At 58.4% G+C, this 25,295-nt stretch carries 18 protein-coding genes; 8 read left to right on the top strand and 10 right to left on the bottom strand.

Annotation, left to right across the window (positions count from 1 at the left end; genetic code table 11):
- Window position 1: 1 nt before the first annotated feature.
- Complete coding sequence (gene ndk / locus H8L67_RS04745; RefSeq protein WP_166295994.1) at window positions 2–427, bottom strand: nucleoside-diphosphate kinase; 426 nt, start codon at window positions 425–427, stop codon at window positions 2–4.
- A gap of 183 nt (window positions 428–610) precedes the next feature.
- Between ndk and H8L67_RS04740 the strand changes: the two genes are divergently transcribed.
- The 3 genes from H8L67_RS04740 to H8L67_RS04730 are packed head-to-tail and all read left to right on the top strand — an operon-like array spanning window position 611 to window position 4,884.
- The gene (locus tag H8L67_RS04740) at window positions 611–1,225 is read left to right on the top strand and encodes a TetR/AcrR family transcriptional regulator (protein WP_220380593.1); all 615 of its coding nucleotides are present in this window, start codon (window positions 611–613) and stop codon (window positions 1,223–1,225) included.
- 28 nt (window positions 1,226–1,253) lie between these two features.
- Complete coding sequence (locus H8L67_RS04735) at window positions 1,254–3,626, top strand: 3-hydroxyacyl-CoA dehydrogenase NAD-binding domain-containing protein (protein WP_220380592.1); 2,373 nt, start codon at window positions 1,254–1,256, stop codon at window positions 3,624–3,626.
- Window positions 3,627–3,675: 49 nt separating this feature from the next.
- On the top strand, window positions 3,676–4,884 hold the full coding sequence (locus H8L67_RS04730) for an acetyl-CoA C-acyltransferase (RefSeq protein ID WP_220380591.1): 1,209 nt from the start codon (window positions 3,676–3,678) through the stop codon (window positions 4,882–4,884).
- Between the two features lie 38 nt (window positions 4,885–4,922).
- Here H8L67_RS04730 and H8L67_RS04725 read toward each other — a convergent pair whose 3' ends face one another.
- The 6 genes from H8L67_RS04725 to cmk form a co-directional block, all read right to left on the bottom strand.
- Window positions 4,923–6,830, bottom strand: a complete 1,908-nt coding sequence (locus H8L67_RS04725) for a polysaccharide biosynthesis protein (RefSeq protein WP_255556046.1) — start codon at window positions 6,828–6,830, stop codon at window positions 4,923–4,925.
- A gap of 8 nt (window positions 6,831–6,838) precedes the next feature.
- Window positions 6,839–7,813, bottom strand: a complete 975-nt coding sequence (locus tag H8L67_RS04720; RefSeq protein WP_220380590.1) for an MraY family glycosyltransferase — start codon at window positions 7,811–7,813, stop codon at window positions 6,839–6,841.
- A gap of 2 nt (window positions 7,814–7,815) precedes the next feature.
- Window positions 7,816–8,997: a lipopolysaccharide assembly protein LapB gene (gene lapB / locus H8L67_RS04715; RefSeq protein WP_220380589.1), complete on the bottom strand. Its 1,182-nt coding sequence runs from the start codon at window positions 8,995–8,997 to the stop codon at window positions 7,816–7,818.
- A 48-nt stretch (window positions 8,998–9,045) separates the two neighbouring features.
- Complete coding sequence (locus tag H8L67_RS04710; protein WP_220380588.1) at window positions 9,046–9,393, bottom strand: integration host factor subunit beta; 348 nt, start codon at window positions 9,391–9,393, stop codon at window positions 9,046–9,048.
- A 43-nt stretch (window positions 9,394–9,436) separates the two neighbouring features.
- Window positions 9,437–11,119 carry a 30S ribosomal protein S1 gene (gene rpsA, locus H8L67_RS04705; protein WP_220380587.1) on the bottom strand — a complete coding sequence of 561 codons (1,683 nt, stop codon included), beginning with the start codon at window positions 11,117–11,119 and terminating at the stop codon, window positions 9,437–9,439.
- Between the two features lie 181 nt (window positions 11,120–11,300).
- Entirely contained in the window at window positions 11,301–11,978 is a 678-nt protein-coding gene (gene cmk / locus H8L67_RS04700; protein WP_220380586.1) for a (d)CMP kinase, read from the bottom strand.
- A 163-nt stretch (window positions 11,979–12,141) separates the two neighbouring features.
- Between cmk and ykgO the strand changes: the two genes are divergently transcribed.
- On the top strand, window positions 12,142–12,267 hold the full coding sequence (gene ykgO, locus H8L67_RS04695) for a type B 50S ribosomal protein L36 (RefSeq protein ID WP_010342887.1): 126 nt from the start codon (window positions 12,142–12,144) through the stop codon (window positions 12,265–12,267).
- A 70-nt stretch (window positions 12,268–12,337) separates the two neighbouring features.
- Here the strand turns inward: ykgO and H8L67_RS04690 are convergent, their stop codons facing one another.
- On the bottom strand, window positions 12,338–14,845 hold the full coding sequence (locus H8L67_RS04690; protein ID WP_220380585.1) for a tetratricopeptide repeat protein: 2,508 nt from the start codon (window positions 14,843–14,845) through the stop codon (window positions 12,338–12,340).
- Between the two features lie 116 nt (window positions 14,846–14,961).
- Between H8L67_RS04690 and H8L67_RS04685 the strand changes: the two genes are divergently transcribed.
- The 4 genes from H8L67_RS04685 (at window position 14,962) to H8L67_RS04670 (ending at window position 18,577) form a co-directional block, all read left to right on the top strand.
- Window positions 14,962–15,318, top strand: a complete 357-nt coding sequence (locus tag H8L67_RS04685) for a hypothetical protein (protein WP_434063427.1) — start codon at window positions 14,962–14,964, stop codon at window positions 15,316–15,318.
- A gap of 67 nt (window positions 15,319–15,385) precedes the next feature.
- Complete coding sequence (locus H8L67_RS04680) at window positions 15,386–16,414, top strand: agmatine deiminase family protein (protein ID WP_220380583.1); 1,029 nt, start codon at window positions 15,386–15,388, stop codon at window positions 16,412–16,414.
- A gap of 83 nt (window positions 16,415–16,497) precedes the next feature.
- Window positions 16,498–17,382 carry a carbon-nitrogen hydrolase gene (locus H8L67_RS04675; RefSeq protein ID WP_220380582.1) on the top strand — a complete coding sequence of 295 codons (885 nt, stop codon included), beginning with the start codon at window positions 16,498–16,500 and terminating at the stop codon, window positions 17,380–17,382.
- The gene (locus H8L67_RS04670; protein ID WP_220380581.1) at window positions 17,375–18,577 is read left to right on the top strand and encodes a TraB/GumN family protein; all 1,203 of its coding nucleotides are present in this window, start codon (window positions 17,375–17,377) and stop codon (window positions 18,575–18,577) included. The genes H8L67_RS04675 and H8L67_RS04670 overlap by 8 nt, the downstream gene beginning before the upstream one ends.
- 104 nt (window positions 18,578–18,681) lie before the next feature.
- On the opposite strand, the gene H8L67_RS04665 is transcribed toward H8L67_RS04670, so the two are convergent.
- Both H8L67_RS04665 and H8L67_RS04660 read right to left on the bottom strand, forming a co-directional pair.
- Window positions 18,682–21,822, bottom strand: a complete 3,141-nt coding sequence (locus H8L67_RS04665) for an efflux RND transporter permease subunit (protein ID WP_220380580.1) — start codon at window positions 21,820–21,822, stop codon at window positions 18,682–18,684.
- A 5-nt stretch (window positions 21,823–21,827) separates the two neighbouring features.
- Entirely contained in the window at window positions 21,828–25,295 is a 3,468-nt protein-coding gene (locus tag H8L67_RS04660) for an efflux RND transporter permease subunit (protein ID WP_220380579.1), read from the bottom strand.

The raw sequence follows: 25,295 nt of genomic DNA, 5'->3' as shown, positions 1-25,295 counted from the left end.
ATCAGCGGCCGTAAACGTCCGTTGCCGGGAAGAAGTAAGCGATTTCGATCGCGGCGTTTTCGAGCGAATCCGAACCGTGCACGGCGTTCGCATCGATCGAATCGGCGAAGTCGGCGCGGATGGTGCCGGCAGCGGCTTCCTTCGGGTTGGTGGCGCCCATCAGGTCACGGTTCTTCAACACCGCGCCTTCGCCTTCCAACACTTGGATCATCACCGGACCCGAGATCATGAAGTTGACCAACGCGCCGAAGAAGGGACGCTCGCGATGCACGGCGTAGAAGCCTTCCGCTTCTTGCTTGGAGAGTTGCTTCATTTTCGAAGCAACGACGCGCAAACCGTTCTTCTCGAAACGGGCGTAGATTTCACCGATGACGTTCTTGGCAACGGCGTCGGGCTTGATGATCGAGAGGGTGCGCTCCTGCGCCATAAGAAAAACTCCGAAAAAGTTGAGTGCAGATACGAAAAATGCCGCAAGCCCTCTGCAAACGCGGACTTACGGTGGAAATTGATTGCTCATTCTAGCCCTTTCACAGCTTTCCTGTCATTTGCATGAATGCGACCATACGCTATAGTCTGCATATCAAACGCTTGATTGAATCGGACACTCCCTATGGCAACCGCCCAATTCAACACCAAGGACCGAATCCTGAATGCGGCTGAGACCCTTTTCGCCACCCACGGCTTCATGGCGACCTCCCTGCGCGAGGTCACCTCTAAGGCCCAGGTGAACATCGCAGCCGTGAATTACCACTTCGGCAGCAAGGAAAACCTGATCAATGAGGTGTTCCGTCGCCGGATGGACGACATGAGCGCCAACCGCCTCGCCAGGCTGGAGCAGGCGTTGGCTCAAGGCAAAAACAACCTCGAAGGCATCCTCGACGCCTTCATCAGCCCTGCCCTGGCGCTCGCGGGCTCCACAGGCACGGCGTTCATCCGCATCTTGGCACGCGCCTATGTGGAGGAAAACGTCGGCCTGCGGGAATACGTGTCCAAGCGCTATGGCCACGTCTTGCGTGAGTTCGCCCACGCCTTGTCCGAATGCCTGCCCGAGCTCAGCAAGCAAGAACTCTATTGGCGCCTCGATTTTGTCGCGGGCGCCCTGACTTATGCGATGGCCGATTTCGGGCTCATCCGGCGTCCGCCCGGCCGTTCCGAACAGGCCCACCGCCAAGAGGCCTCGCGCCATCTCATCGCTTTCGCCATCGCCGGCCTCCGGGCCCCCTGACTTATCGATTCTCCCAGGAGTTTTAACCATGTCTCAGAAATTGCTGGTCCGTCGCGTTGCCGTTTTGGGCGCTGGCGTGATGGGCGCGCAAATCGCCGCGCACTTTGTCAATGCAGGCATTGATGTCGTGTTGTTCGACCTTCCCGCCAAAGAAGGCGATCCCAATGGCATTGTCCGCAAGGCCATCGCCAATCTCGGCAAGTTGTCGCCGGCACCGTTTGGACGCAAGAGCTTCGCCGATGCCATCGTGGCCGCCAACTACAACACGGGTCTGGACGAATTGAAGTCCTGTGATTTGGTGATCGAAGCGATTGCCGAGCGCATGGATTGGAAACAAGACCTCTATAAGAAAATCGCGCCGTTCGTGCCCGCCCATGCCGTCTTGGCAAGCAACACCTCGGGCCTCGGCATTGACAGCCTGAGCGACGTCCTTCCGGAAGAACTGCGCCATCGCTTCTGCGGCGTGCACTTCTTCAATCCGCCGCGCTACATGCACCTGGCGGAATTGATTCCTTCCAAACACACCGAGCAATGGGTGATGGATGCGTTGGAATCCTTCCTCACCACCTATATGGGAAAAGGCGTCGTTATCGCACGCGATACCCCGAACTTCATCGGCAATCGCATCGGCGTGTTTTCGATCTTGGCGGCCATGCATCACACGGGCGCGTTCGGTTTGCCTTTCGATGTGGTGGATGGTTTGACCGGTCCTTTGCTCGGCCGTCCGAAATCCGCCACCTATCGCACCGCCGACGTGGTCGGCCTTGACACGATGGCGCACGTCATCAAGACCATGGGCGATACATTGCCGGATGATCCTTGGCACAAGTATTTCAAGGCACCGGTGTGGCTGAGCGCGCTGGTGGAAAAAGGCGCCTTGGGTCAAAAAACCGGTGCCGGTATTTATCGAAAGGTCGGCAAAGACATCTTCGTGCTTGATCTTGCCAAACAAGACTACGCCGCCGGTTCCGCCGGCGCGGATGCCGAGGTTATTGAAATTCTGAAAGGCAAAGACCCGGTCAAGAAGTTGGGTGACTTGCGGTCAAGCGCCAATCCGCAAGCGCAATTTGTATGGGCGACCTTCCGTGATTTGTTCCACTATGCGGCTTATCACTTGAAGTCCATCGCCGATACCGCACGCGACGTGGATCTGGCTTTGCGTTGGGGCTACGGCTGGCGCATGGGCCCGTTTGAAACCTGGCAGGCATCGGGTTGGCAGCAAGTGGCCCAATGGATCGAGGAAGACATTGCCGCCGGCAAGGCCATGAGTGACGCACCTTTGCCGGATTGGGTGAAATCGCGCGAAGGCGTTTATTCCACTGAAGGTAGCTATAGCCCGACACGTGACGCCATGGTGCCCCGTTCCGACTTGCCCGTGTACAAGCGCCAGCGTTTCCCCGATCCGGTATTGGGCGAAAAGTTCGACCGCGGCGAAACCGTGTGGGAAAACGACGGCGTGCGCTTGTGGCGTGACGCCGGCGAAGACATCGCGGTCCTGAGTTTCAAGACCAAAATGCACACGGTCAGCGACCAAGTGCTCGATGGCATTCAAGAGGCCATCAAAATCGCCGAGCGCGATTTCAAGGGCATGGTGATTTGGCAAGACTCGGAGCCCTTCTCCGCCGGCGCCGACTTGGCCGGTGCGCTGGGCTTGTTGAAGGAAGGCAAGCATGCGCAATTCGAAGCCATGGTGTCGAACTTCCAACGCGCGAGCCAAGCCATCAAATATTCCTTGGTACCCGTGGTGTCCGCCGTGCGTGGCCTGGCGCTCGGCGGCGGCTGTGAATTCCAAATGCACAGCGCCAAGACCGTTGCGCATCTTGAAAGCTATATCGGTCTGGTGGAAGCCGGCGTCGGCTTGTTGCCTGCCGGCGGTGGACTGAAGGAATTTGCGACACGGGCATCGGAAGCCGCAGGTGCGAACGGCGACGTCTTTGAAGAGTTGAAGAAAATCTTTGAAACCGTCGCGATGGCCAAGGTCTCCACCTCGGCTTACGAGGCGCAGGATCTCGGCCTGATGCGCAAGAGCGACCGCGTGGTCTTGAACGCATACGAACTGTTGTATGTCGCGAAGGAAGAAGCTGCAGCCATGGCCGAAGCCGGTTACCGCCCGCCGCTGCCGGCCAGAAACATTCGCGTCGCCGGGAATGTCGGTATCGCCACTTTCAAAATGATGTTGGTGAACATGCTTGAAGGGCGTTTCATCAGTCCTTACGACAACGAAATCGCCGAGCGGATTGCCACGATCCTGTGTGGCGGCGAGGTGGATCGCAACAGCATCGTCGACGAGGAATGGCTGATCCGTTTGGAGCACGAACATTTCTGCGAACTGTCGAAGCAGCAAAAAACCCAAGACCGCATCGAACACATGCTCAAGACCGGCAAGCCGCTGAGGAATTGAGGCGCGCACGCGTCACAACCCTACTTCTTGCATTCAAGGAATTTCAGAAATGACCAAACAAGTACAGGACGCCTACATCGTTGCCGCGACGCGCACGCCCGTCGGCAAGGCACCTAAAGGCATGTTCCGCAACACGCGCCCGGACGACATGCTCGCCCATGTGTTGCGCGCCGTCGTCGATCAAGCACCAGGCATTGATGCGAAGCGCATCGAAGACGCCATCATCGGTTGTGCGATGCCGGAAGCCGAGCAAGGCATGAACGTCGCGCGCATCGGCGTGCTGTTGGCAGGACTGCCGAACACCGTCGCCGCACAAACCGTCAACCGTTTTTGCTCTTCCGGCCTTCAAGCCGTTGCTTTGGCGGCTGACCAGATCCGCTTGGGCCAATCGGATTTGATGCTCGCCGGCGGGACCGAGAGCATGAGCATGGTGCCGATGATGGGCAACAAGATTGCGTTGTCACCGGAAGTGTTTGCCAAGGACGAGAACGTGGCGATTGCCTACGGCATGGGCATCACCGCCGAGAAAGTCGCGGAGCAATGGAAAATCAGCCGTGAAGCGCAGGATGCGTTCGCTGTTGAGTCCCACAACAAGGCGCTCGCGGCGATCGCCGCCGGTGAATTCAAGGACGAAATCACGCCGTATGACATCGTGTCGCGCGTGCCGGATCTGGCGAACGACGTCATCCGCAACATGACCATGACGGTGGATACCGACGAGGGCCCACGTCCGGGCACCTCAATGGAAACCCTGGCGAAATTGCGCCCCGTGTTCCGTAACGGGCAGTTCGGCGGCACGGTCACCGCCGGTAACGCGTCGCAAATGAGCGACGGCGCCGCCGGCGTGCTGTTGGCCTCGGAAGCGGCCATCAAGGAATACAACCTCACGCCATTGGCGCGTTTTGTGAGTTTCTCGGTGGCCGGTGTGCCGCCGGAAATCATGGGCATCGGCCCGATCGCCGCCATCCCGAAGGCACTGAAGCAAGCCGGTCTCACTTCGGATCAATTGGATTGGATTGAATTGAATGAAGCCTTTGCCGCACAGGCGCTGGCCGTGATTCATGACACGAAGTTGGATCCGTCCAAGATCAATCCGCTGGGCGGCGCGATTGCTTTGGGACACCCGCTCGGCGCCACCGGTGCCATCCGTACCGCAACGCTGGTGCATGGCCTGCGTCGACGCAACCTGAAATACGGCATGGTGACCATGTGTATCGGAACCGGCATGGGTGCCGCGGGTATCTTCGAGCGCCTGTAACGCCAAAAAAAAAAGCACCGCATTTCGCGGTGCTTTTTTTATCGCCGGTTCTTCCGGCTGGGGAATTTGATAATCACTTGATTGTCGGCTTCGCCGTCCGCATTGCCGGGTTCGAATTCCGGCACGGATGCGCGAAGCAAATCATTGAGCGCGTCCAAGTCGTACGCATCGCTGGCGGTGCGCAAACTCGTTGCCATGGCATTGACCAGCGCCGGATCCAATTCGCGCGCGACCGCCTGCAGAATCTTGTTATGGCTGGTCGGCTTGTAGCTTTCTTCCGAATGGAACAAAGTCTCATGCAATTTTTCGCCGGGACGCAGGCCGGTATAGGTGATGGCGATGTCCTTACCCGGTTGTTTGCCCGCCAAGCGAATCAGTTGCTCTGCCAGCGTCCGGATAGACACCGGTTCACCCATGTCCAAGGTGTAAATGGAATCGTGGGCACCGATGGCCGCGGCTTGCAGAATCAAAATGCAGGCCTCGGGAATCGTCATGAAGTATCGAGTCACTTCCGGATCGGTGACCGTCACCGGCCCGCCAGTGCGGATCTGCTCACGGAACAACGGCACCACGCTGCCCGCCGAATCCAAAACGTTACCGAATCGCACGGTAATGAAGTGGGTATGGCTTTCCGCCGCCTTTGATTGGCAAATCATTTCGGCGAAACGTTTGCTCGCACCCAAGACGTTCACCGGATCCACGGCTTTGTCGGTCGAAATCAAAATGAAGGTCGCCACCCCCACCCGATCGCTTTCTTCCGCCACCACATGGGTGGCGAGTGCATTGTTACGCACGGCTTCACGGAGCTGCGTTTCCAACACCGGTACTTGTTTGTAAGCGGCTGCATGAAACACGGCATCAGGCACACATTGCTTGAATGCATGTCGCATCACGGCGGCATCGCCGCAGTCTCCCAACACGGACACGACCGCCAACGTGGGGAAATCGCGGCGCAATTCCGCCTCGATGCGCATCAGCGAAAGCTCGTCGATTTCCACCAAGAGGATTTGTGTGGCGCCGTGGCGCGCACATTGGCGGCACAACTCGGAACCGATGGAACCACCGGCACCGGTTACCAGCACGCAGCGGCCAACCAGCCATTCGCGAATTGCCTTCCAATTCGGCACGACCGGATCGCGCCCCAAGAGATCGTCAATGTCGACTTGTTTCAGCTCACCAGGCAACGCGCGACCACTCAGCACATCTTCAAGCTTCGGCAGCATTCGAAATGCAACGCCCGAGCGTTCACAAATGCCAATGACGCGTTGCATTTCTTCGGCGCCGACGTTGGGCAAGGCAATGACGAGAAGTTCGGCGGCGGTTTGTTTTGCCATCAGTGCCGCATCTTCAAAACGGCCCAGCACCGGGAATCCGAGCAATCGGCTGTTTTTCAGGGCCGGCGAATCATCCAAGAAACCGACCGGATGATAGGTGCCGCTCCGCAGCAAGTCACGGGCGCAGGCCTCGCCGGATTCACCAGCGCCCAAGATCAGGACGCGTGTGGCCTGGGGCTGCAAACGCATATGGGTCAGGCGATCCTTCCAAATGCGATAGAGCAAGCGCGGTGTGCCTAGGAGTGCCCCGAGCACGAACGGATAGAGCAACAAGACCGCACGGGAGACGCCGTTCAAGCGGTTGTAAGCGAAAAGTGCAACGGAGGCCAAAATGACCCCGCCGATGCCGGCTTTGATGATGTTCCACAAATCGGGAAGGCTGGCGAAGCGCCACAGGCCTTTGTACAGCCCCACCCATTGAAAGACCATCGCCTGGGACACCAGGACGATCGCCATTTCGGCGCCCAAGGCCTGGAACGGCGGCGTTTGGTTATTGATCCAATAGCGGATGGCGTGCAAGCCCAGCCAAGCAACGACGACCATGACGAGATCGTGCAAAACAATCAGATAACGCGGTAACTGCGCCATCCATGGACTACCACGCTTGCTCATCCAAATCCCTAGAAAGTTCGTGCAAATCCTTGTTTGCGAAGGATCCACCACGCCAGTGACAGGGATGTATACCACAGTGTTAGCGAAATCTTAATGAAATTGATGTCCATCCCTTGAACACCCAAGGCAATGGCGGCACCGGCCAAAGCCAGCGACAAGTAGGCCAAAGTGACCGGGACATGGGATCCGGCAATGCGCGCCCAGACCTGGTAGACGTGCGTGACATGGGCGGTCCACCAGCGTTCCCTTTGCCGCATGCGTGCCAGCAGGGTCCAACCTGCGTCCACCAAGAACGGCGCCAAGGGAAAAAGGAGTGGCAACACGCCTCGATAGCCGCCCGCCTCCATCAAGGCCGCGCATAGGAGAACGGCCACTAGAAAACCCAAAGTGCCGCTGCCCACGTCGCCCATGAAGATGCGCGCCTTCGGGAAGTTGAACGGCAAGAAGCCAAGGCAGGCACCGAGAAAAATGACCGCCAATGCGTGCGGTAGCGCCAATCCGAGCAACACCGAGGCCAGCCCGGCAAACACCGCTGCCTGACTTGCGGCAATGCCATTGATGCCGTCCATGAAATTCCAGACATTGATCAGCACGACGGCAGCAATGAAGACCAGACCGCCCCAGAGAGGGCCCAATCCGGAGGCCCAAGCCAACAACCCTGCGGCCACGATGTGCGCGATCAGGCGAAGCCGGATCGACAGATCGCGGTGATCATCCAACCAACCCACGCCCGCGACCAAAACCACACCGGCCAGAGCGGCTACCGCAAATGGCGATTTTTCGAGCCCGGAAAGATAGGCCAAACCTGTCGCGACCACCAGAACAATGGCGAGGCCACCGCCGCGCGGTGTTGCCTCGGCGTGGCTGCGACGTTCGCCGGGTTCATCCAACAAGCCACGGCGTCGCGCATAGACGATGGTTGCCAGGGTCAGCACGCCTGCAGCGATCGCTGCGACCATGACCCAGACCAAGGTTGGCGTCACGCTCAGACCACCGCGTAATTCAATAGCGGCTTGACCGTCGCCCACTCTTTGCAGCTCGGGCATTGCCAATGGTGCGATCGTGCGCCGAATCCACAACGCGTACAGCGATAGCTGGGATTGCGAACCAAAAGTTGATCGGTGATGCCCTTGAGTTCTTTGAGGGTGTCCACGGCATCGCTCTGCCCGGCCAGCGACAAATCAATCAACACGGATTCGCCGCGCACGGAGGGGCGCTTTTGAAGCTGTCCCACCAGAAAATCCCGTGCGGCCGCCGGACCGTCATCTTTCTCGACCAAGCGTGTGAGGGCCAGTACCGGTGAGATGCCGGCGTAGTGCTCGGACATTTCCGTCAGGAAGCCTTTGGCGCCCGGCGTGTCACCGATACGCGCATAGCACTCCAACAAGTGCGGCAATATCTCTGGCAGGAAATCGGGATCGTGTCGCGCTGCGCGCTCGTAGGCGCGTGTCGCGCCGCGCACGTCGCCGGCCTCCAAATCCAATCGGCCTTCAATCATGCCGGCACGGCAGCAGGTGGAATCGGCGGCGTAGGCACGCGCGATGCATTCACGTGCACCGGTGGTATCGCCTTCAGCGCGCTTGCGCTCGGCGAGCTCGCATTCCAACTGCGCAATCAGTTTGCCCATCGGCTCACCGGTGACCGACTCATAACGCACGGCGTTGTTGATGGCCTTTTCCCAGTCACGCTCGGACTGGTATATGCCGATCAAGTGTTTGAGCGCCAACGGGGCTTTTTGGTCAATGGAGGCAAGTTCCGAAAACACGGTTTCGGCGCGGTCCAACAGGCCGGAACGCATGTAGTCCTCGCCCAGCGCCAACAGCGCTTGAACGCGTTGTGCGTCGTTGAGGTCCTTGCGCTCGACCAATCCCTGGTGCAAACGGATGGCGCGGTCCACCTCGCCGCGACGACGGAACAAATGGCCCAAGGCGACTTGGGTCTCAAACGTTTCTTTGTCTATTTCCGCGATATGCAGGAAGAGCTCAATCGCTTTATCCGGCTGTTCGGTCAACAGGTAGTTGAGGCCGCGAAAATACGTGACAGACAGCTTGCTGACCTGGCTCTCTTTGTGGATCTGGCCGCCGCGACGCCCGACGATCCATCCGATGACGGCCGCACTCGGCACGAGGATGACAAGCCACAGCCATTGGTCGAGAAAGGCAAGCATGCGTTCCCTTGATGGATCAAACAGAATTGATTCTAAACCTTGCGCGGATTATTCCGCGGCATCGCTGTCTTCCAGCGGCACGACATCCGTCACCATCGTGCGGAGCTCTTTGCCCGGACGGAAGTGAGGTACATGTTTGGCCGGCAACTCGACGGCAGAGCCGGTACGCGGATTGCGACCGGTGCGCGAGGCACGGTAATGAATGGAAAAACTGCCAAACCCACGCACTTCAATGCGATCGTGGTTGGCCAAAGAGGCGGTCATGGCATCGAGGACCAATTTCACGGCGAGCTCTACGTCGTCCGTCTTGAGATGTGGTTGCTGCTTGTGCAGCTTTTCGATGAGTTCCGATTTGGTCATAGCCCCTATTCCGACCTTTTTTGCGTGCCGTGACATGCAGCCTGCCGAAGCAGGCTGCATGCGATTCACGATTTACAACTTATTCCGACTTGCCGAGTTGCTGACGCAGGAGGTCGCCCAACTGCGTGTTGCCGCTCGACGTATCTGCCGACTTGTTGTATTCGGCCATCGTTTCTTGCAGTTCGTCTTGATCCTTCGCGCGGATCGAGAGTTGCAGCAAGCGGCTCTTGCGATCGGTACCGACGATCTTGGCTTCAACTGCGTCACCGACCTTCAACTTGGTGGTGGCGTCGTCGACGCGTTCGGTCGAGATGTCGCGGGCGGCCAAGTAGCCTTCCACGCCGTCAGCCAATTCGATGGTTGCGCCCTTGGCGTCCACTTCTTTGACGGTGCCGTTCACGATCGAACCGCGGCTGTTGCTGGCTTGGAATTGACCCATCGGGTCTTGTTCCATTTGCTTGATGCCGAGCGAAATGCGTTCGCGTTCCGGATCAACGGCCAACACAACGGCTTCCAGGTTGTCACCCTTCTTGAAGTTGCGCGCCAGGTCTTCACCGGTGGAATTCCAGCTGATGTCCGACAAGTGGATGAGGCCGTCGATGCCGCCGTCCAAGCCGATGAACACACCGAAATCGGTGATCGACTTGATTTGGCCTTCGACCTTGTCACCCTTCTTGTGGATGGCAGCAAAGGTTTCCCACGGATTCGAGCTGACTTGCTTCATGCCGAGCGAAATGCGGCGACGTTCTTCATCAACGTCGAGGACCATGACTTGGACTTCGTCACCGACTTGGACAACCTTCGACGGGTTGACGTTCTTGTTGGTCCAATCCATTTCGGAGACGTGGACCAGGCCTTCGACGCCCGGTTCGATTTCAACGAACGCACCGTATTCGGTGACGTTGCTGACCTTGCCGAATGCGCGGGTATTGGCCGGGTAACGACGTGCGACGTTATCCCACGGATCTTCGCCCATTTGCTTGAGGCCGAGCGACACGCGGTTGCGTTCACGGTCGTACTTGAGCACGCGGACGTCGAGTTCTTGGCCGACTTCAACGACTTCGGACGGATGGCGCACGCGCTTCCATGCCATGTCGGTGATGTGCAGCAGGCCGTCGATACCGCCGAGGTCGACGAATGCGCCGTAGTCGGTGAGGTTCTTGACGACGCCCTTGAGCTTGGCGCCTTCGACCAGCTTTTCAAGCAGCTGTTCGCGCTCTTCCGAATGCTCGGTTTCGACCACTGCGCGGCGGCTGACCACCACGTTGTTGCGCTTGCGATCAAGCTTGATGAGCTTGAATTCGAGTTCCTTGCCTTCCAGGTAGACAGGATCGCGGACCGGACGCACGTCGACCAACGAACCCGGCAAGAATGCGCGGACGTCCTTGATGTCGACGGTGAAGCCGCCTTTGACCTTGCCGTTGATACGACCCACGATGGTGGCATCGTTGTTGAGCGCTTCTTCGAGCTCGTCCCACACCATCGCGCGCTTGGCTTTTTCACGCGAAAGGACGGTCTCGCCGAAACCGTTTTCGATGAACTCGAGCGCCACCTTCACGGTGTCGCCAATGCCCACGTCGATTTCGCCAGCGTCGTTACGGAACTGTTCGATCGGAACAATGCCTTCGGATTTCAGGCCGGCGTTGATGACCACGACATCGTTGCGGACATCCACGACGACGCCGGAGACGATAGCGCCCGGCTTCAGCTTGACCAGTTGGGCTTCGCTTTGTTCAAACAGTTCTGCAAATGATTCAGTCATTGATTTAACTCGGTTGTTGTACGGATGCGCGCACGACAATGCACGTATCCCCCGTTCGTCGGCACGGGCGGGATTGCCCATTGGCCGGGAGGTCAGGAAGTGGAAAACCTGCCGGCATGCCGACAGGGCCTTTTCTGCAGGGAAAGTGCTGCGATTTCCGCGAATGCGGAAAAGCAGAAATCTAGCGTGGCGTCATCAAAGACAAGACCTGTGCCACCACGGTGTCGATGTCGAGTCCGGTGGTGTCTATGACGACGGCATCGGATGCGGCTTTCAACGGTGCAATGGCCCGGTTTGCATCGCGGGCGTCACGGGCGACAATCTCGCCCAGCAGACCCGCTAGTGTAACGGAAATCCCCTTGTTCTTCAATTGCTTATAGCGCCTTTGCGCGCGCTCTTCGGCACTGGCATCGAGGAAGACTTTGACTTGGGCATCCGGGAAAATCACCGTCCCCATGTCTCGTCCGTCTGCCACCAAGCCCGGGAGCTTCCGGAAATTTCGCTGAACGTCGAGCAATGCGTCACGAACTTCCGGCAACGCCGCAATTGCCGAGGCCGCCGCACCGGCGGTTTCCGTACGGATTTCATCGGTGGCGTCCACGCCGTTGACCAACAAGCGAGGCTCTGAGTTTTTATCGCCGCCTTTGAACGCCAACTTGGTGCGGCGAGCGCAGGTGGCGACCGCCTCCGCGTCGGACAGATCGACCGATTCCCAGGCGGCGGCAAGACCCACGGCCCGGTAAAGTGCCCCCGAATCCAGATAGTGCCAACCCAACGCATTGGCGACCAAGCGACTGATGGTGCCCTTGCCTGAGCCGGAGGGTCCATCAATGGTCAATACCGGGACGTCTGGGCGCATGGGGCTCCGATCTGAGGTGTTCGTTCGCCATATATTAGACGTTGCCGGGCGAGGCTCGAAAGCTTCATTGGAGAAAGTCTGCAAGCGCTTGATCGCAGAGCATTTTTCCTGCTATCATTTCCGACTTCCAGTTTTTCAACGTTCTAGCCATTCGAGGTTCATCATGAAGGTCCTGTCCTCTCTGAAGTCGGCGAAGGCCCGTCACCGCGACTGCAAAGTGGTTCGCCGCCGTGGCAAGGTCTTCGTGATCTGCAAATCCAACCCGCGTTTCAAGGCGCGTCAGCGCTGATTCGCCACAGTTGCGAAGCTTCATGAAAAAGCCGCCTTTTGGGCGGCTTTTTCTTATGCGCTCGCTCGCTTCACTTCGCGGCCTCGACCCGATCCCATAAGGTCAGGAAGCTTGGCGAATAGCTGTAGCCCTCAGCAATCAATTGCTGCGGAAGCCGTGCCGACACTGTGTACCGGCCTTTGAATCGTTTCCCGAATTGCTGTTTGAGTGTCCCAAGGCGTACGCCGTCACCCTTCAACGCCGCGCAAACCAACAAACCCAACCAGCCATCCACCTCGTCAGGATCCGCGCTGAACGCACGGTCGAAGTGATCACAGGCGTTTGAGGTTTGCGCCAAATCCAGTTCGGTATAGGCCAAATTACGCCGCAATCCGTGATTGTCGGGATCCTTGATCAATTGCCGCTCGAGGATGCCCGCACCCTCTTTTAAGCGGCCGGTATTGATCAGCGCGTACGCCTGATGTTCTGCGATGGCCGGATTCTTATCTTCAGCGCTGGTCGCCTGGATCCGTTGTATGCGTCCTAACGCAAGTTCGTAATCCCGACGCGCACCGGCGATGTCATTCAATCGCTGCTTGAGACCTGCACGATTGAAAAATGCGGTGTAGTCAGCGGGGTTTCCGTCTATCGCCTCTTGCAGCACCTTGAACGCAGACGTGTTGTCGCCACTGCGCTCCAACGCTGAAGCCAGGTTCAATTGGACCGTGGTAATCATGTTCAAACGCGTCTCGCGGTCCAACTCGGGATCCGGTTGACGCTTCAGGGCATCGCGATACCAAGCAATGCCTGCGGCCGGATCATTCATCTGCAAAGCGTATTGGTTGCCCAAATTGAAATAGGCATCCAAGCGATCAGGTGCGAGCGCAATCGCACGCTTGTATGCGGCGACCGCGTCTTGTGCCTGCCCTGCCTCAGCCAAGGCATTGCCCAAATTGAGTTGCAGGCCATAGTTGGACGGCAGCTTTTGCGCGCCCTCGCGCGCGATCACCAACGATTTGCGGGTGTCGCCATGCGTCAACAAGAAAGCACTGTAGTTGACATACACCTCCGGCGCATCGGGCGTGAACGCCACACGCGCCAATTCGAAGTAACGACGTGCACCGGTCGTATCACCGGTTACATCCAAATGGCGCGCGTAGTTTTGCAGGGCACTGCTGTTGGTCGGTGCAATGCGCGTCAAATGCGCATAGTCCTTTCCGCTGCCCGGTTCGTCACCCAAGCGGCGCAACAGGTAACCGCGATTGGCAAGCGCCAGTGGCTGGTCAGGTGATCTCGCCAGCACGTCGTTCAAGATCTTGAGCGCCTGTTGCGGTTTGTCCAGATTGACGAGCACCGCGGACATATTGACCCAGGCCACGTCGTACTCCGGCCGCAAGCGCACTGCCGCCTCCAGCATGCTCAAAGCAGCGGTCCAATCCTTGTCTTTCATTTTCGCCGTGGCTTCGTTGACACGAATGGTTGCCACATCTTCCGGCGCCAAACCGTTGGCCGCGATCTCGTTTTCTCGCGCCGCCCGACCAGACTGGCCGAGATCGCGCAGCAAAGTGGCCCGATTGGCGCGCGCTGCCGCATTCTCGGGATCCAATTTCAGCGAGCGATCGTACGCGTCCAACGCCTGTTGTTGTTTGCCCAAGCGCTCATAGACAACGCCAAAGTTTTGCCAGAGTGCGGTATCGTCCACGCCCAACGCGTTCGCGCGGGTGAACGCCTCCATGGCGAGCGCGTAGTCCTCGGAATGCAGCCAAGTGACGCCACGCAGGAAATGGTAGTTGCCGTCTTTGGGCGCCAGCTCGATTGCTTTCGCGAAATCCGCCAGTGCCAGCGCGTATTTCCCCATGATGTCGTAAGCGATGCCGCGGTTGCCGTAAAAGCCGGCGTAGTCCGGACTCAGTGCAATGGATTCGTTCAAAAGCGTCACGGCCCGCATATAGTCTTTGCGCGCGATAAAGGCCAATGACGCGTAGAACGGAATATCGGCCTTGGCTTCCAATTCGTCCGGCGCGTCACGATGTCGTTGAACGTACTTTGCATACACGTCCATCAGTTCGTCATAGCGCCGCAATTCGTTGAGCGTATGCAGATAGTTGCGATAGAAGCCGGCGTCGAGCCTGTCGTAACGCAAAGCCAAACGGTAGTCGTCGAGCGAAAGCGCCTTGTTACCTAGAAAATAGTTCGCATTTGCGCGCATTTCGTAGGCTTCAGCATCTTCCGAATCCACTTTCAGTGCCGCGTTGGCCGCACGCAAAACGCCCGCGTGGTCATTGCGCGCCGCGGCGATATAACCGTCAAACTTGTGGTATTCGACCTCATTCGGATCGTTCTCGATGGCGCGCCGAATGGCCCGATCCGCGGCGCTCCAATTCTCCGCATCGTAGGCTTTGCGCGCCTCTGCAAAGGCTATCGCCGCTTTCAGGTTCACGGTCGGCATTTCGCCGACGTGATCATCGACAGCCTGCGCGACTGCCGCGGCTTCGTCCCCTTCCCCATTGTTTGACGCGTTCGATTGTGCAAACCCTGCATTCGCCAACAGCCCGCCCATCAAACACACCGTCAGGCGTGCCCTGTCAAAATTTCCCACCTGCTCTCCCCAGCAATTTTTGGTGACGTAGGATGCAACGGCACGGGTCCGGAAAGCAATCGGCGCGGTGACGGGGCATTGACGACAGTCGCCATGCGGTTCGCTATAGTGCAGTTCTGCACCGGAGGGCATTCATGAAGACATTCGCGTTTGTTGCTGTTTCGATATTGGCCTTGGGCACCGGGGTCTCCATGCCCCAAGCGAAGGCGCAAACTCTGCTGGTGGATCGAACCTTGGCGGAAAGAGCAGTCTCCGAACCCACCCGCGGCATGACGATGGCCCAAGTGCAGGCCCGTTATGGCGCCCCGCAGAGCAAGCTCGAACCGCGTGGCGGCCAAAAGCGTCAATGGCCCACGATCAACCGCTGGGAATATCCGAACTTCATCGTCTACTTCGAGAAGTCCAAGGTGATCGATGTGGTGTTGGTCAAAGCCTCACCAACGGAAGTCGGCCCTGCTCCCGCCGTACGCTGAGCTGCGACGACGTCACGTAACTTGTAGGCGATAGAATGTCGCATCCGCATTACAGGTTGCGAAATTCATGAATTCAAGCGCGCGTTTCCCCGCGGAATGGGAGCCCCAATCTGCGATTTTGATTGCTTGGCCCAACGATGAAACGGACTGGGCCGAGCGACTGGGCGAAGTCGAGGAAACCTACGTTGCGCTCGTCGCAGCCATCACACGTTTCGAAGATGTCGTGATCATCGTCCGCGATGATGACGTGGAAGCCTATGCCGAGGCGCGGCTTCGCAGCAATCGTATCGACATGGCGCGCGTCCGGTTCGTTCAAGTGCCCTATGACGACACCTGGTTGCGGGACAGCGGTCCGATCACGCTGCTCGACGACGGACGCTATTTACTCAACGACTTCCGCTTCACCGGCTGGGGCGGGAAGTTCGGCGCGAGCCAGGACGATCAGATTATCGAGCAGTTGGATCGCCAGTCGGTGTTCAACCATGCCACGCGCCATCCGATCGATTTTGCATTAGAAGGCGGCGCGATTGAAACCGATGGCCGAGGCACCTTGTTGTCCACATGGACCTGCCTGCACGAGCGTCACCCGGATGCCAGTCGTGAAGACATCACACACAAGCTCTGTGACTGGCTGAAACAAGACCGCGTGCTCTGGCTCGACCATGGCTATCTGGAAGGCGACGACACCGACGCCCATATTGATACCTTGGCTCGCTTCGCCAGCGAAGACGCCATCGTCTACCAAGCTTGTGACGATGAAGCCGACAGCCACTTCGTCGAGCTCAAGAAAATGGCCGAAGAAATCTCTGCTTTGCGCACGCGCGATGGCAAGCCATACCGGCTGTTCCCGTTGCCTTGGGCACGCCCGATTCTGGATGAAGGTCGACGTCTCGCGGCGAGCTACGCCAACTTCCTGATCGTCAATGGCGCGGTGTTGATGCCCGCCTATGGCGATGACGCCGACGCACCGGCAGCCGAGGTCATGCAGGCCGCGTTCCCAGATCGCGAAATCGTGCAGATTCCCTGCCGCCCCTTGATCTGGCAAAACGGCAGTCTGCATTGCCTGACCATGCAACTGCCTCGGGGTCTGGTTTGACCCATTCCGTTGTTGCCGTGCATTTACCTGATGCTCGGTAGCATGGACCCATCCATTTCGTACAAACCGCGAAGACATCCGCAATGAAATACGCACAACTCCCGGTTGCCTTGGTTCAGGAACGCAATCAAGGCGACGCCGACGCCAATCTTGCCGTGATCGATGACCGCGTGGCCGAAGCCGCCAAGCAAGGCGCCAAACTCGTCCTGTTGCAAGAGCTGCACAACGGGCCGTATTTCTGCCAACACGAGTCGGTGGACGAATTTGACTTGGCTGAGCGAATCCCCGGGCCGAGCACCGAGCGCCTGGGCAAACTCGCCAAGCAACACGGCGTGGTGTTGGTCAGTTCGTTGTTTGAAAAGCGCGCGACCGGCCTCTATCACAACACCGCGGTCGTCTTCGATGCTGACGGTTCTACCGCCGGCAAGTATCGAAAGATGCACATTCCGGATGATCCGGGTTTCTACGAGAAGTTCTATTTCACGCCGGGCGACCTCGGCTTCGAACCCATTGATACGTCCGTGGGTCGGTTGGGCGTGTTGGTGTGCTGGGATCAGTGGTATCCCGAAGGCGCACGTTTGATGGCTTTGGCGGGCGCGGATCTTCTGTTGTACCCGACGGCCATCGGTTGGGACCCCGACGACGAGCAAGAAGAGAAAGATCGCCAGCGCGATGCGTGGGTGTTGAGCCACCGCGGCCACGCGGTCGCCAACGGCCTGCCGGTGCTGTCGTGCAACCGTGTCGGTCATGAGGCATCACCGCTGGGCGCTTCCGGCATCGATTTCTGGGGCAATAGCCACGTCTTGGGCCCGCAAGGCGAAATGCTCGCCGAAGCCGGCACCGAACCAACTTTATTGATGGTGGACGTGGACATGCAACGCAGCGAACACGTGCGGCGTATTTGGCCGTTCCTGCGTGACCGCCGCATCGACGCCTACGGCGATTTGACGAAACGTTTCCGTGACTGAGCCCGTCATCGCCGATTGGCGCAATCAACCGATTGCCGAAGTTGAACGCGACGGCGTTCATTACACCTTGTTGGGTACGGCGCATGTCTCCCACCAAAGCACCGAAGCCGTGCGTGAAGCGGTGTCGTCAGGTGACTTCGATCTGATTGCCATTGAGTTGGATCCGCAACGCCACGAGGCGCTGTTCAATCCGGATGCCATGGCAAATCTGGATCTTGCCAAGGTGATGCGCGAAAACAAAGTCGCGATGTTTGCCGCGAACTTGGCACTTGCGGCTTATCAACGGCGCTTGGCCGAGCAGCTTGGCATCGAACCGGGTGCGGAGCTGAAGGCCGCATCCACCGAGGCCAAAGCACGCAACTTACCGGTGCACCTGATCGACCGCGAGATCGGCATCACGTTCAAGCGCGGCATGCAGCGATTGAAGTTTTGGGACCGGATGAAAATCGCCGGCGGCATGATCACGTCGCTGTTCGCCGACGAGGAAGTCAGCGAATCGCATATCGAGAATCTGAAAGAAGGCGACATGCTCGAAGCGAGCTTCGGCGAGTTCGCCAATGAGTCGCCGGCCCTGTATTCCGCGCTGATCGATGAGCGCGATCAATACATGGCAGCGAAGCTGCGTCAGTTGCAGGGCGGAAAACGCGTTCTGGCGGTTGTCGGTGCGGGCCACTTGAAAGGCCTCGCCAACTACTTGGCCAACGAGAGTGCACCGCCTTCGGAGAAGATCTCCGCACTCGACGAAGTCGTGAGCAAGCGCAAGATTCCTTGGATCACCTTGCTCATCTCAGCACTGGTGATTGGCGGCATCATTTGGGGTTTCGCCCACGGCGGCTTCACCAAAGGCATGGATCTGATCATCCTCTGGAGCGTGTGGACGGCAGGATTGTCTGCGCTCGGCGCCGCATTGGCTGCCGGGCATCCGTTCTCGGTACTCGCTGCCGCGATCGTCGCACCGTTCAAACCATTTCGCCCGGGCATGCCGGCCGGCATGTTCAGCGGCTTGGCTGAACTGAAAATGCGCAACCCGACTTATGCGGACTTCATGTCTTTGCGAAACGATGCGCAAACGCTCAAGGGTTGGTACTCAAACCGTGTGTGCCGGGTGATTCTGGTCTTCATCATGACGAATTTCGGCATGATGGCGGGCGAATGGATTGCCATTGCCCGCGGCGCCAAACACCTGTTTTCTTAAAAAACCCTCATCCGCCCCTGCGGGGAATCTTCAATCTACCCCTCTCCACAAAGTGGAGAGGGTGGCGCGAATGCGCCGGGTGAGGTGCTTTTTTGAAGAGCGCCTCATCCGCCCCTGCGGGGCACCTTCTCCACTTTGTGGAGAAGGGAGGATTCGACGGGCGGCAACTTCGACTTTTTGCCGCGCCATTGCCAATCGCGTGCCCACGCCCACTTCTTGCCGCTCTTGGTGCGCCAGTCGTCAAGCAGCGCGTAGATCGTCGGCAGGAACAACAAGCTCACCAAGGTGGAGAATGCCAAGCCGCCCGCGATGGCACGCGCCATCGGGAAGTAAGGCGGACCTTCACCACCGATCTGGGTGTTTGACACCGCAATCGGAATCATCGCGAGAATCGCCGTGCCCATGGTCATCAGGATCGGACGCAAACGCTCGCGACTACCCTCGACCAACGCATCCGTTCGACTCATGCCGCGTCGGCGCAAGTTGTTGATGTGTTCGATCATCACGATGCCGTTGTTCACCACCACGCCCATCAACACCAGGATGCCGATAAAGGCCATGATGTTGAACGTCGTGCCTGTGATCCAGAACAACCAGAACACACCGAAGATCGAGAAGACCACGCCGCTCATGATGGCCGCCGGGAACAGCAGCGACTCGAACACCGCGGCCATCACCACATAAATCATGACCAGCGCGATCAGCAAGTTGAAGCCCATCTGCGCCATCGCTTCCTGCTCGCCGATGTTCAGACCGAAGCCCTTGGTCGAATAGCTGTATCCCGGCGGGAAGCTATAGGCCTTGAGCACGTCCTCCATGGCCTTTTTGGCTTCGTCCTGATTCGAGTCGGCGGACACATTCGCGGTCAACTGCAAGGAGGTCTGGCGATCGAGACGCTGGATCTGTGTGGCCGAAGGCGACACACCCACGTCCACCATGGCCATCAGCGGAATTTGACGTCCATCAGGGCCGGTCACCATGAAGGCGCGCAATTGCTCCAATGTGGATTCTTCAGCACCTTCAAAACGCACGTTTACCGGTATTTGCTCAGAGCCGCGATTGAATTCACGCAATGACGAGCCGCGCAAAGCGATGCCGATATAGCGCGCGACGTCTTGGGTGCTGAAGCCGTAGGCGGCTGCGCGTTCGCGGTTCACGGTGATGCCGACCTCACTGTTCCGATCACCGGTATCAATGCGGACGTCACGCAATTCCTTACGCTGCGACAACAAGGGGATGACTTCTTTGGAGATGTCTTCCAAGCGTTGCGTGGAGTCGCCCACCAATCGGATGCGGACATCCTGCCCCATGCCGCCTTGGCCGCCGTCCTGCTGACCGATGCCGATCTTGGCTCGTGCGGATTTGGGCATCTCCTTGCGGATCAGCTCCTGGATATCCTTGGTGACCTTCGCATCTTTCGCGTCGATCTTCAGCGTCGTCCGACCCCAACCCTGTTCGCTGTAGCGCGACGACACTTCGGTGACTTTAAAGCGTTTGCGGTTCTTGTTGATGAAGTCTTCGACACGCTTCACCTCCTCGCCCATTTGGTCTTTGGAATAGGAACCGTTCCAGCTGTAGAACATCTCGATCTCGGCCGGATCATCGGCATCGAACATGCTCTTCTTGGTCAGCATCATCGGCACGACGCTGATGAGAACGACCAATACGATGCCCATGATGCTCTTGCCGCGATGCTCGAGCGTCCAGCGCAACAAGGTGGCATAGCGCAATTGCAGGCGCGCAATGAGGCCTTTCTTCGAACTCACCGCTGGCGGCGTTTTCATGCGCGCCGACAACATCGGGATCAAGCTCACCGCCACCAACCAAGACGCCAGCAAGGACACCGAAATGGTGATGGCAATTTGCGACATCTGGATGGTGATCATGTTGCGCGGACCGAAGAGGTTCGGCACAAACACAATGCAGTGGCACAAGGTGCCCGCGGTCAACGCGATAGCCACGTGGCGGGTGCCGACCACCGATGCGTACATCGGATTGTCCGGATAGCGTTCGCGTTCTTGATAGATGCTCTCCACCACGACCACGGCGTTGTCGACCAACATCCCGATAGCGAGCAGCAGGCCCATCATCGTGAGGATGTTCAAGGTGACATTGGCGAAATACATGAAGCCCAAGGTCATGATGAAGCAGATCGGAATCGCCAACGTCACCATCAAGGTGGAAGGCCAGTGGCGCAGGAAGAAGTACAACACCAGGATGGACAAGACCAAGCCGATGGCGCCAGCCTCGGCCAAGGCCATCAACGAGCTGATGACGCCCTCTCCCTGGTCGTCGGTGATGTCGATCTTGATGCCCTTGGCTTCAGGCGAGGCCTCGATGTCCTTCACCGCCTCACGGACCATTTTGCTGATTTCCACGATGTTGGCCGCGCGCTCTTTGTAGATATCGATGGCGACCATCGGCTTGCCGTCAATGGTGCGCGAGTAATTCATGCGCTGGTCGCGCATTTGCACGTCGGCAATATCGCCAAGGCGCGTGCCATTGGACGCGACCACCATGTTGCGCAACATCTCGACGCTCTTGAGCTCGCCGATGGGTTGAACGCGATAGCGCAATCCACCGTTGTCGATTTGCCCCGCCGAGACCGAGAAATTGGCGGATGACAGCTTGGTCACGAGGTCGTTCAGCGCGAGCCCGGCAGCGGACAGTCGATCCGGTTTGACGGCAACTTCCAACTCTTGATTGGGTACGCCCTCGATTTCGATTTTCGCGACGCCCGCCAACCGTTCGAGCGGCCGCTTGAACTCGCGATCGATCATTTCGCTTTGCGTGCGCAGATCGGAATCACTCGTCAGCTGCAGCGTGATCACCGGCTCATCGGTGGCCGACCAGCGGAACACAAAATAGCGCTGGAAGTCGTCCGGCAATTGGTCGCGAATGGCGTCCAATCGTTCGCGGGCTTCCGAGGCGGCAATGGAGACGTCCTTACTCCAATCGCGAAACAACACCATGACCGAACCACTGTCGGCCTGTGAACGCGATTGCAAAGCTTGCACACCACTCAAGGTGGCGAGTGCCTCTTCGGCCGGGCGAACCACGTTCCGCTCGACTTCTTCAGGTGTTGAGCCCGCATAGGGCAGTTGCACGAAGACGAACGGGAACGACATGTCCGGCATCATTTCCAACGGCAACCGCACCGCGGCAATGAGCCCGACCACGACCATGGACACGAACAACATGATCGTGGTGACGGGACGCTTGATGCTGAATTCAGACAAGCTCATGGCGATTACCCGTGATCCGCCACTTCGTGGTCGCCTGCGGCGATCACTGCACGTGCCCGGTCACCGCGCTCCTTGTAGAAGCTGTCCGGCTTGCGATCAAGCAAGTCGTAAATCACTGGCACCACGATCAGCGTCAACAAGGTCGACACGAGCAAACCACCCATCACCGTGATAGCCATGGGCGAACGCACTTCCGCGCCCTCACCGGTCGCGATCGCGAGCGGCAAGAAGCCGAACAAGGTACACAAGGTCGTCATCATGATCGGGCGCAAGCGCGAACGCGCACCTTCCACCAAGGCATCTCGCTTGGCGACGCCCTCTTCTCGCAACTGGTTCACCTTGTCGATGAGGATGATGGCGTTTTTCACCACCAAGCCCACCAACAGAATGAGCCCGATGAACACCACGACGGATATCGTCGAGCCGGTAATGAAAAGGGCAAGCACCGCACCGACAAGGGCCAACGGAATCGAGAACAAAATTACGAAGGGATGCAGCAAGGATTCGAATTGCGACGCCATCACCAGGTAAACCAGGAAAACCGCCAGTCCGAATGCGAACAGCAATGAACGCAACGACTCACCCAATTCTTCGCCCTGACCACCGATATGCAAATCGGTTTCCGCATCCAACGGATTCTTGGCGACGATTTCGTTCACTTCCCGTACCGCGCCCTGCAAGTCGATGTTTTGAAGGTTGGCCGAAATGATTGCGACCCGACGCTGGTCGACACGATGGATTTCCGAAGGGCCGGTGGTTTCCACGATATCGGCAACGGACGACAGGGTGATCGGCGCACCGCTGCCCGGGTTCACCACCAAATTGCGGATGGCTTCGACCGAATTACGATCTTCGGGACGCGAACGCACCAACACATCGATTTTGCGATCACGGAAGCTGTAGCGCGTGGCGACATTACCCGCCACCTTGTTGACGACAATGTCGGCAATTTGTCGGGTGGTCAGGCCCAAGGCTGCTGCGCGTTCCTGATCGAAACGGATCTGGATTTCAGGGAAACCCTGCTCCACCGTCGACTTCACGTCGGTGTAGTGCGGGTTGTTGCGCAGCAATGCCGCCAGTTTTTGACCGGCAACCTTCAAGGTGTCGAGATTGTCACCTTCGATCTCAATTTCCAAAGGCGGCGAGAACGAAAAGAGTTCGGGGCGGGCAAAATCGACCTGGGCATTGGGATGCGACTTCATCGTCTCCCGGAGCTTGGCAGTGGTGTCCGCTTCGACTTTTTCACTTCCGCCGCCGGCCATTACCACCGACAACTTGCCGATGTTTTCGCCGCTCTCCGTGGGGTTCGCATCCAAGCGTGTTCCGCTACCGCTCACCGCGAACAACGTTGAGACACCCGGCTCTTTGGCATGCTTGGTTTGCAGTTCCTTCACCAAGGCGTCCGTGGTCGCCAGCGGCGTTCCCGGCGGCAACTTGACGGTCATCTCGAAACGGTCCTGCGCCAGTTGCGGCATCAGGTTCGCACCGAGGAACGGAAGAATCGCCATTGACACCACAAACATGGCCGCCGCCACGACGAGCACCAACACCGGCTTGCCCATCGCCTTCGGCAACATGTTGAGATACATGCGCTCAGCGCGGTTGTAAGGTGCCATCACCAGATCACTGGCTTTGCGCATCACCGGACCGATCACACGTGACAGTCCGTTCCAGACGCGCATCACCAGCCACGCAAAGCCGTAGCCGATGGCACCGAAACCCATGCCCACACCGCGGCCGGCTTTCGCGACCGGCTTTTGCCATTTCTTCTCAGGCTGCCATTGCGGATGCGGCGCTTCTTCCGGATACGCGTCAACGTCTTTCGCCTTCAGCGCCGACAACATCGGCACCAGCGTCATGGACACGGCCAACGAGATCGCGACCGCCAAAGCGACCGTCAGCGCCTGATCGCGGAACAATTGACCGGCAATCCCTTGCACGAACACCAGCGGCAAGAACACGGCAATCGTCGTCAAGGTCGACGCGACAACCGCCATGCCGACTTCCCGCGTACCCGTCACTGCGGCCTGCAAGATTCCCAAGCCGCGCTCACGCGCCTTCGCGATGGACTCCAAAACCACGATTGAATCGTCAACGACCAAGCCGGTCGCCAACGCCAAACCGCCCAACGACATCACGTTGAGCGACAAACCCAACTGTCCCATGAAGAAGAAGGTCGTCACGATCGACGTCGGCAGGGCCAACGAAATGACAAACGTGCTCCATCCGTCGCGAAGGAACAGGAAGATCACCAGGATGGCCAATAAGCCGCCGATCACAGCGTCCAACTTCACGTCGCTGATGGCGTGACGAATGAAAACCGCCTGGTCTTCAACGGTGGTCAATTCGACATCGGCCGGCAATTGTTGACGCACACTTTTCAGGCGTTCCAACAAGCCGTCTGCCGTTGCAACGGTATTAGCATCGCCTTCTTTGTAGATGGCCAACTCGATCGCTTCGCGGCCATCCAGTCGAATGATGGATTCACGCTCTTTCCAGGACTGCGTGACGGTAGCAACGTCGCCAAGACGCACCGGCACCGAGGACCCGCTATTCGTGGTGTCCAACCCCGAGGCCGCAGCGACCGCCTCTGCAGAGCCGGAAGCCGCGGCAATGCGCGCCATGCGCGCGGCCGCAGCGGCCGATGAGCTATTGCCGGCGGATTGCACCGTCAACAGCATGTTTCGGATCGCCTCGACATCCTGGAATTGGTTGACGGTGCGCACGAGGTAGCGTTGCGCGCCCTGCTCCAAACGACCGCCGGAAACATTGACGTTTTCCGCCTTCAAGCGATTGATGACGGTATCAATCGAAATGCCAAGCTGCGCGAGCTTGCGCTGATCGATATCCACTTGGATTTCGTCTTCGAGGCCGCCGCCGACTTTCACCGCTGCAACGCCGGCCACGGTTTCCAATTTCTTCTTAAGGTCATCATCGGCGAAGCGACGAAGACCGACCAGTTGCGTATCAATACCATCGCTACCGGTCTTGGCGACCTTGGGCGCCAGCGCCAATCGCATGATGGGTTGCGTCGACGGATTGAATCGCAACATCACCGGACGCTTGGCGTCGAGCGGCAACTGCAGCGCCTCCATCTTGTCGCGCACATCCAGACCGGCTTGGTCCATGTTGGTGCCCCAAGCGAACTGCAGCACCACGTCGCTTTGACCGGTACGCGACACCGATTCCAGCTTGCGCACGTTCTTGACCACTCCCAAGGCCTCTTCGGCCGGCTGCGAAATCAGTGTTTCGATTTCGGCCGGCGCGGCGCCCGTATATTCGGTGCGCACGGTCAGGGTCGGATAGCTGAGATCCGGCAGCAGGTTCACCTTCAAGTCGCGCAAGGCAATCATGCCGAACAAGAACAAGGTGACCCACAGCATCGCGATGGTGACGCGACGACGGGTGGCGAATTCAACCAGTCCCGACTTCAGTGCCTCTGTCCGGGCTGCGAAGGTTTCAGAGGTACTCAT

Origin of the sequence: Lysobacter soyae, from assembly GCF_019551435.1 — a bacterium.
GTDB lineage: Bacteria > Pseudomonadota > Gammaproteobacteria > Xanthomonadales > Xanthomonadaceae > Solilutibacter > Solilutibacter soyae.
This window is presented reverse-complemented; position numbering and strand designations above follow the sequence as displayed.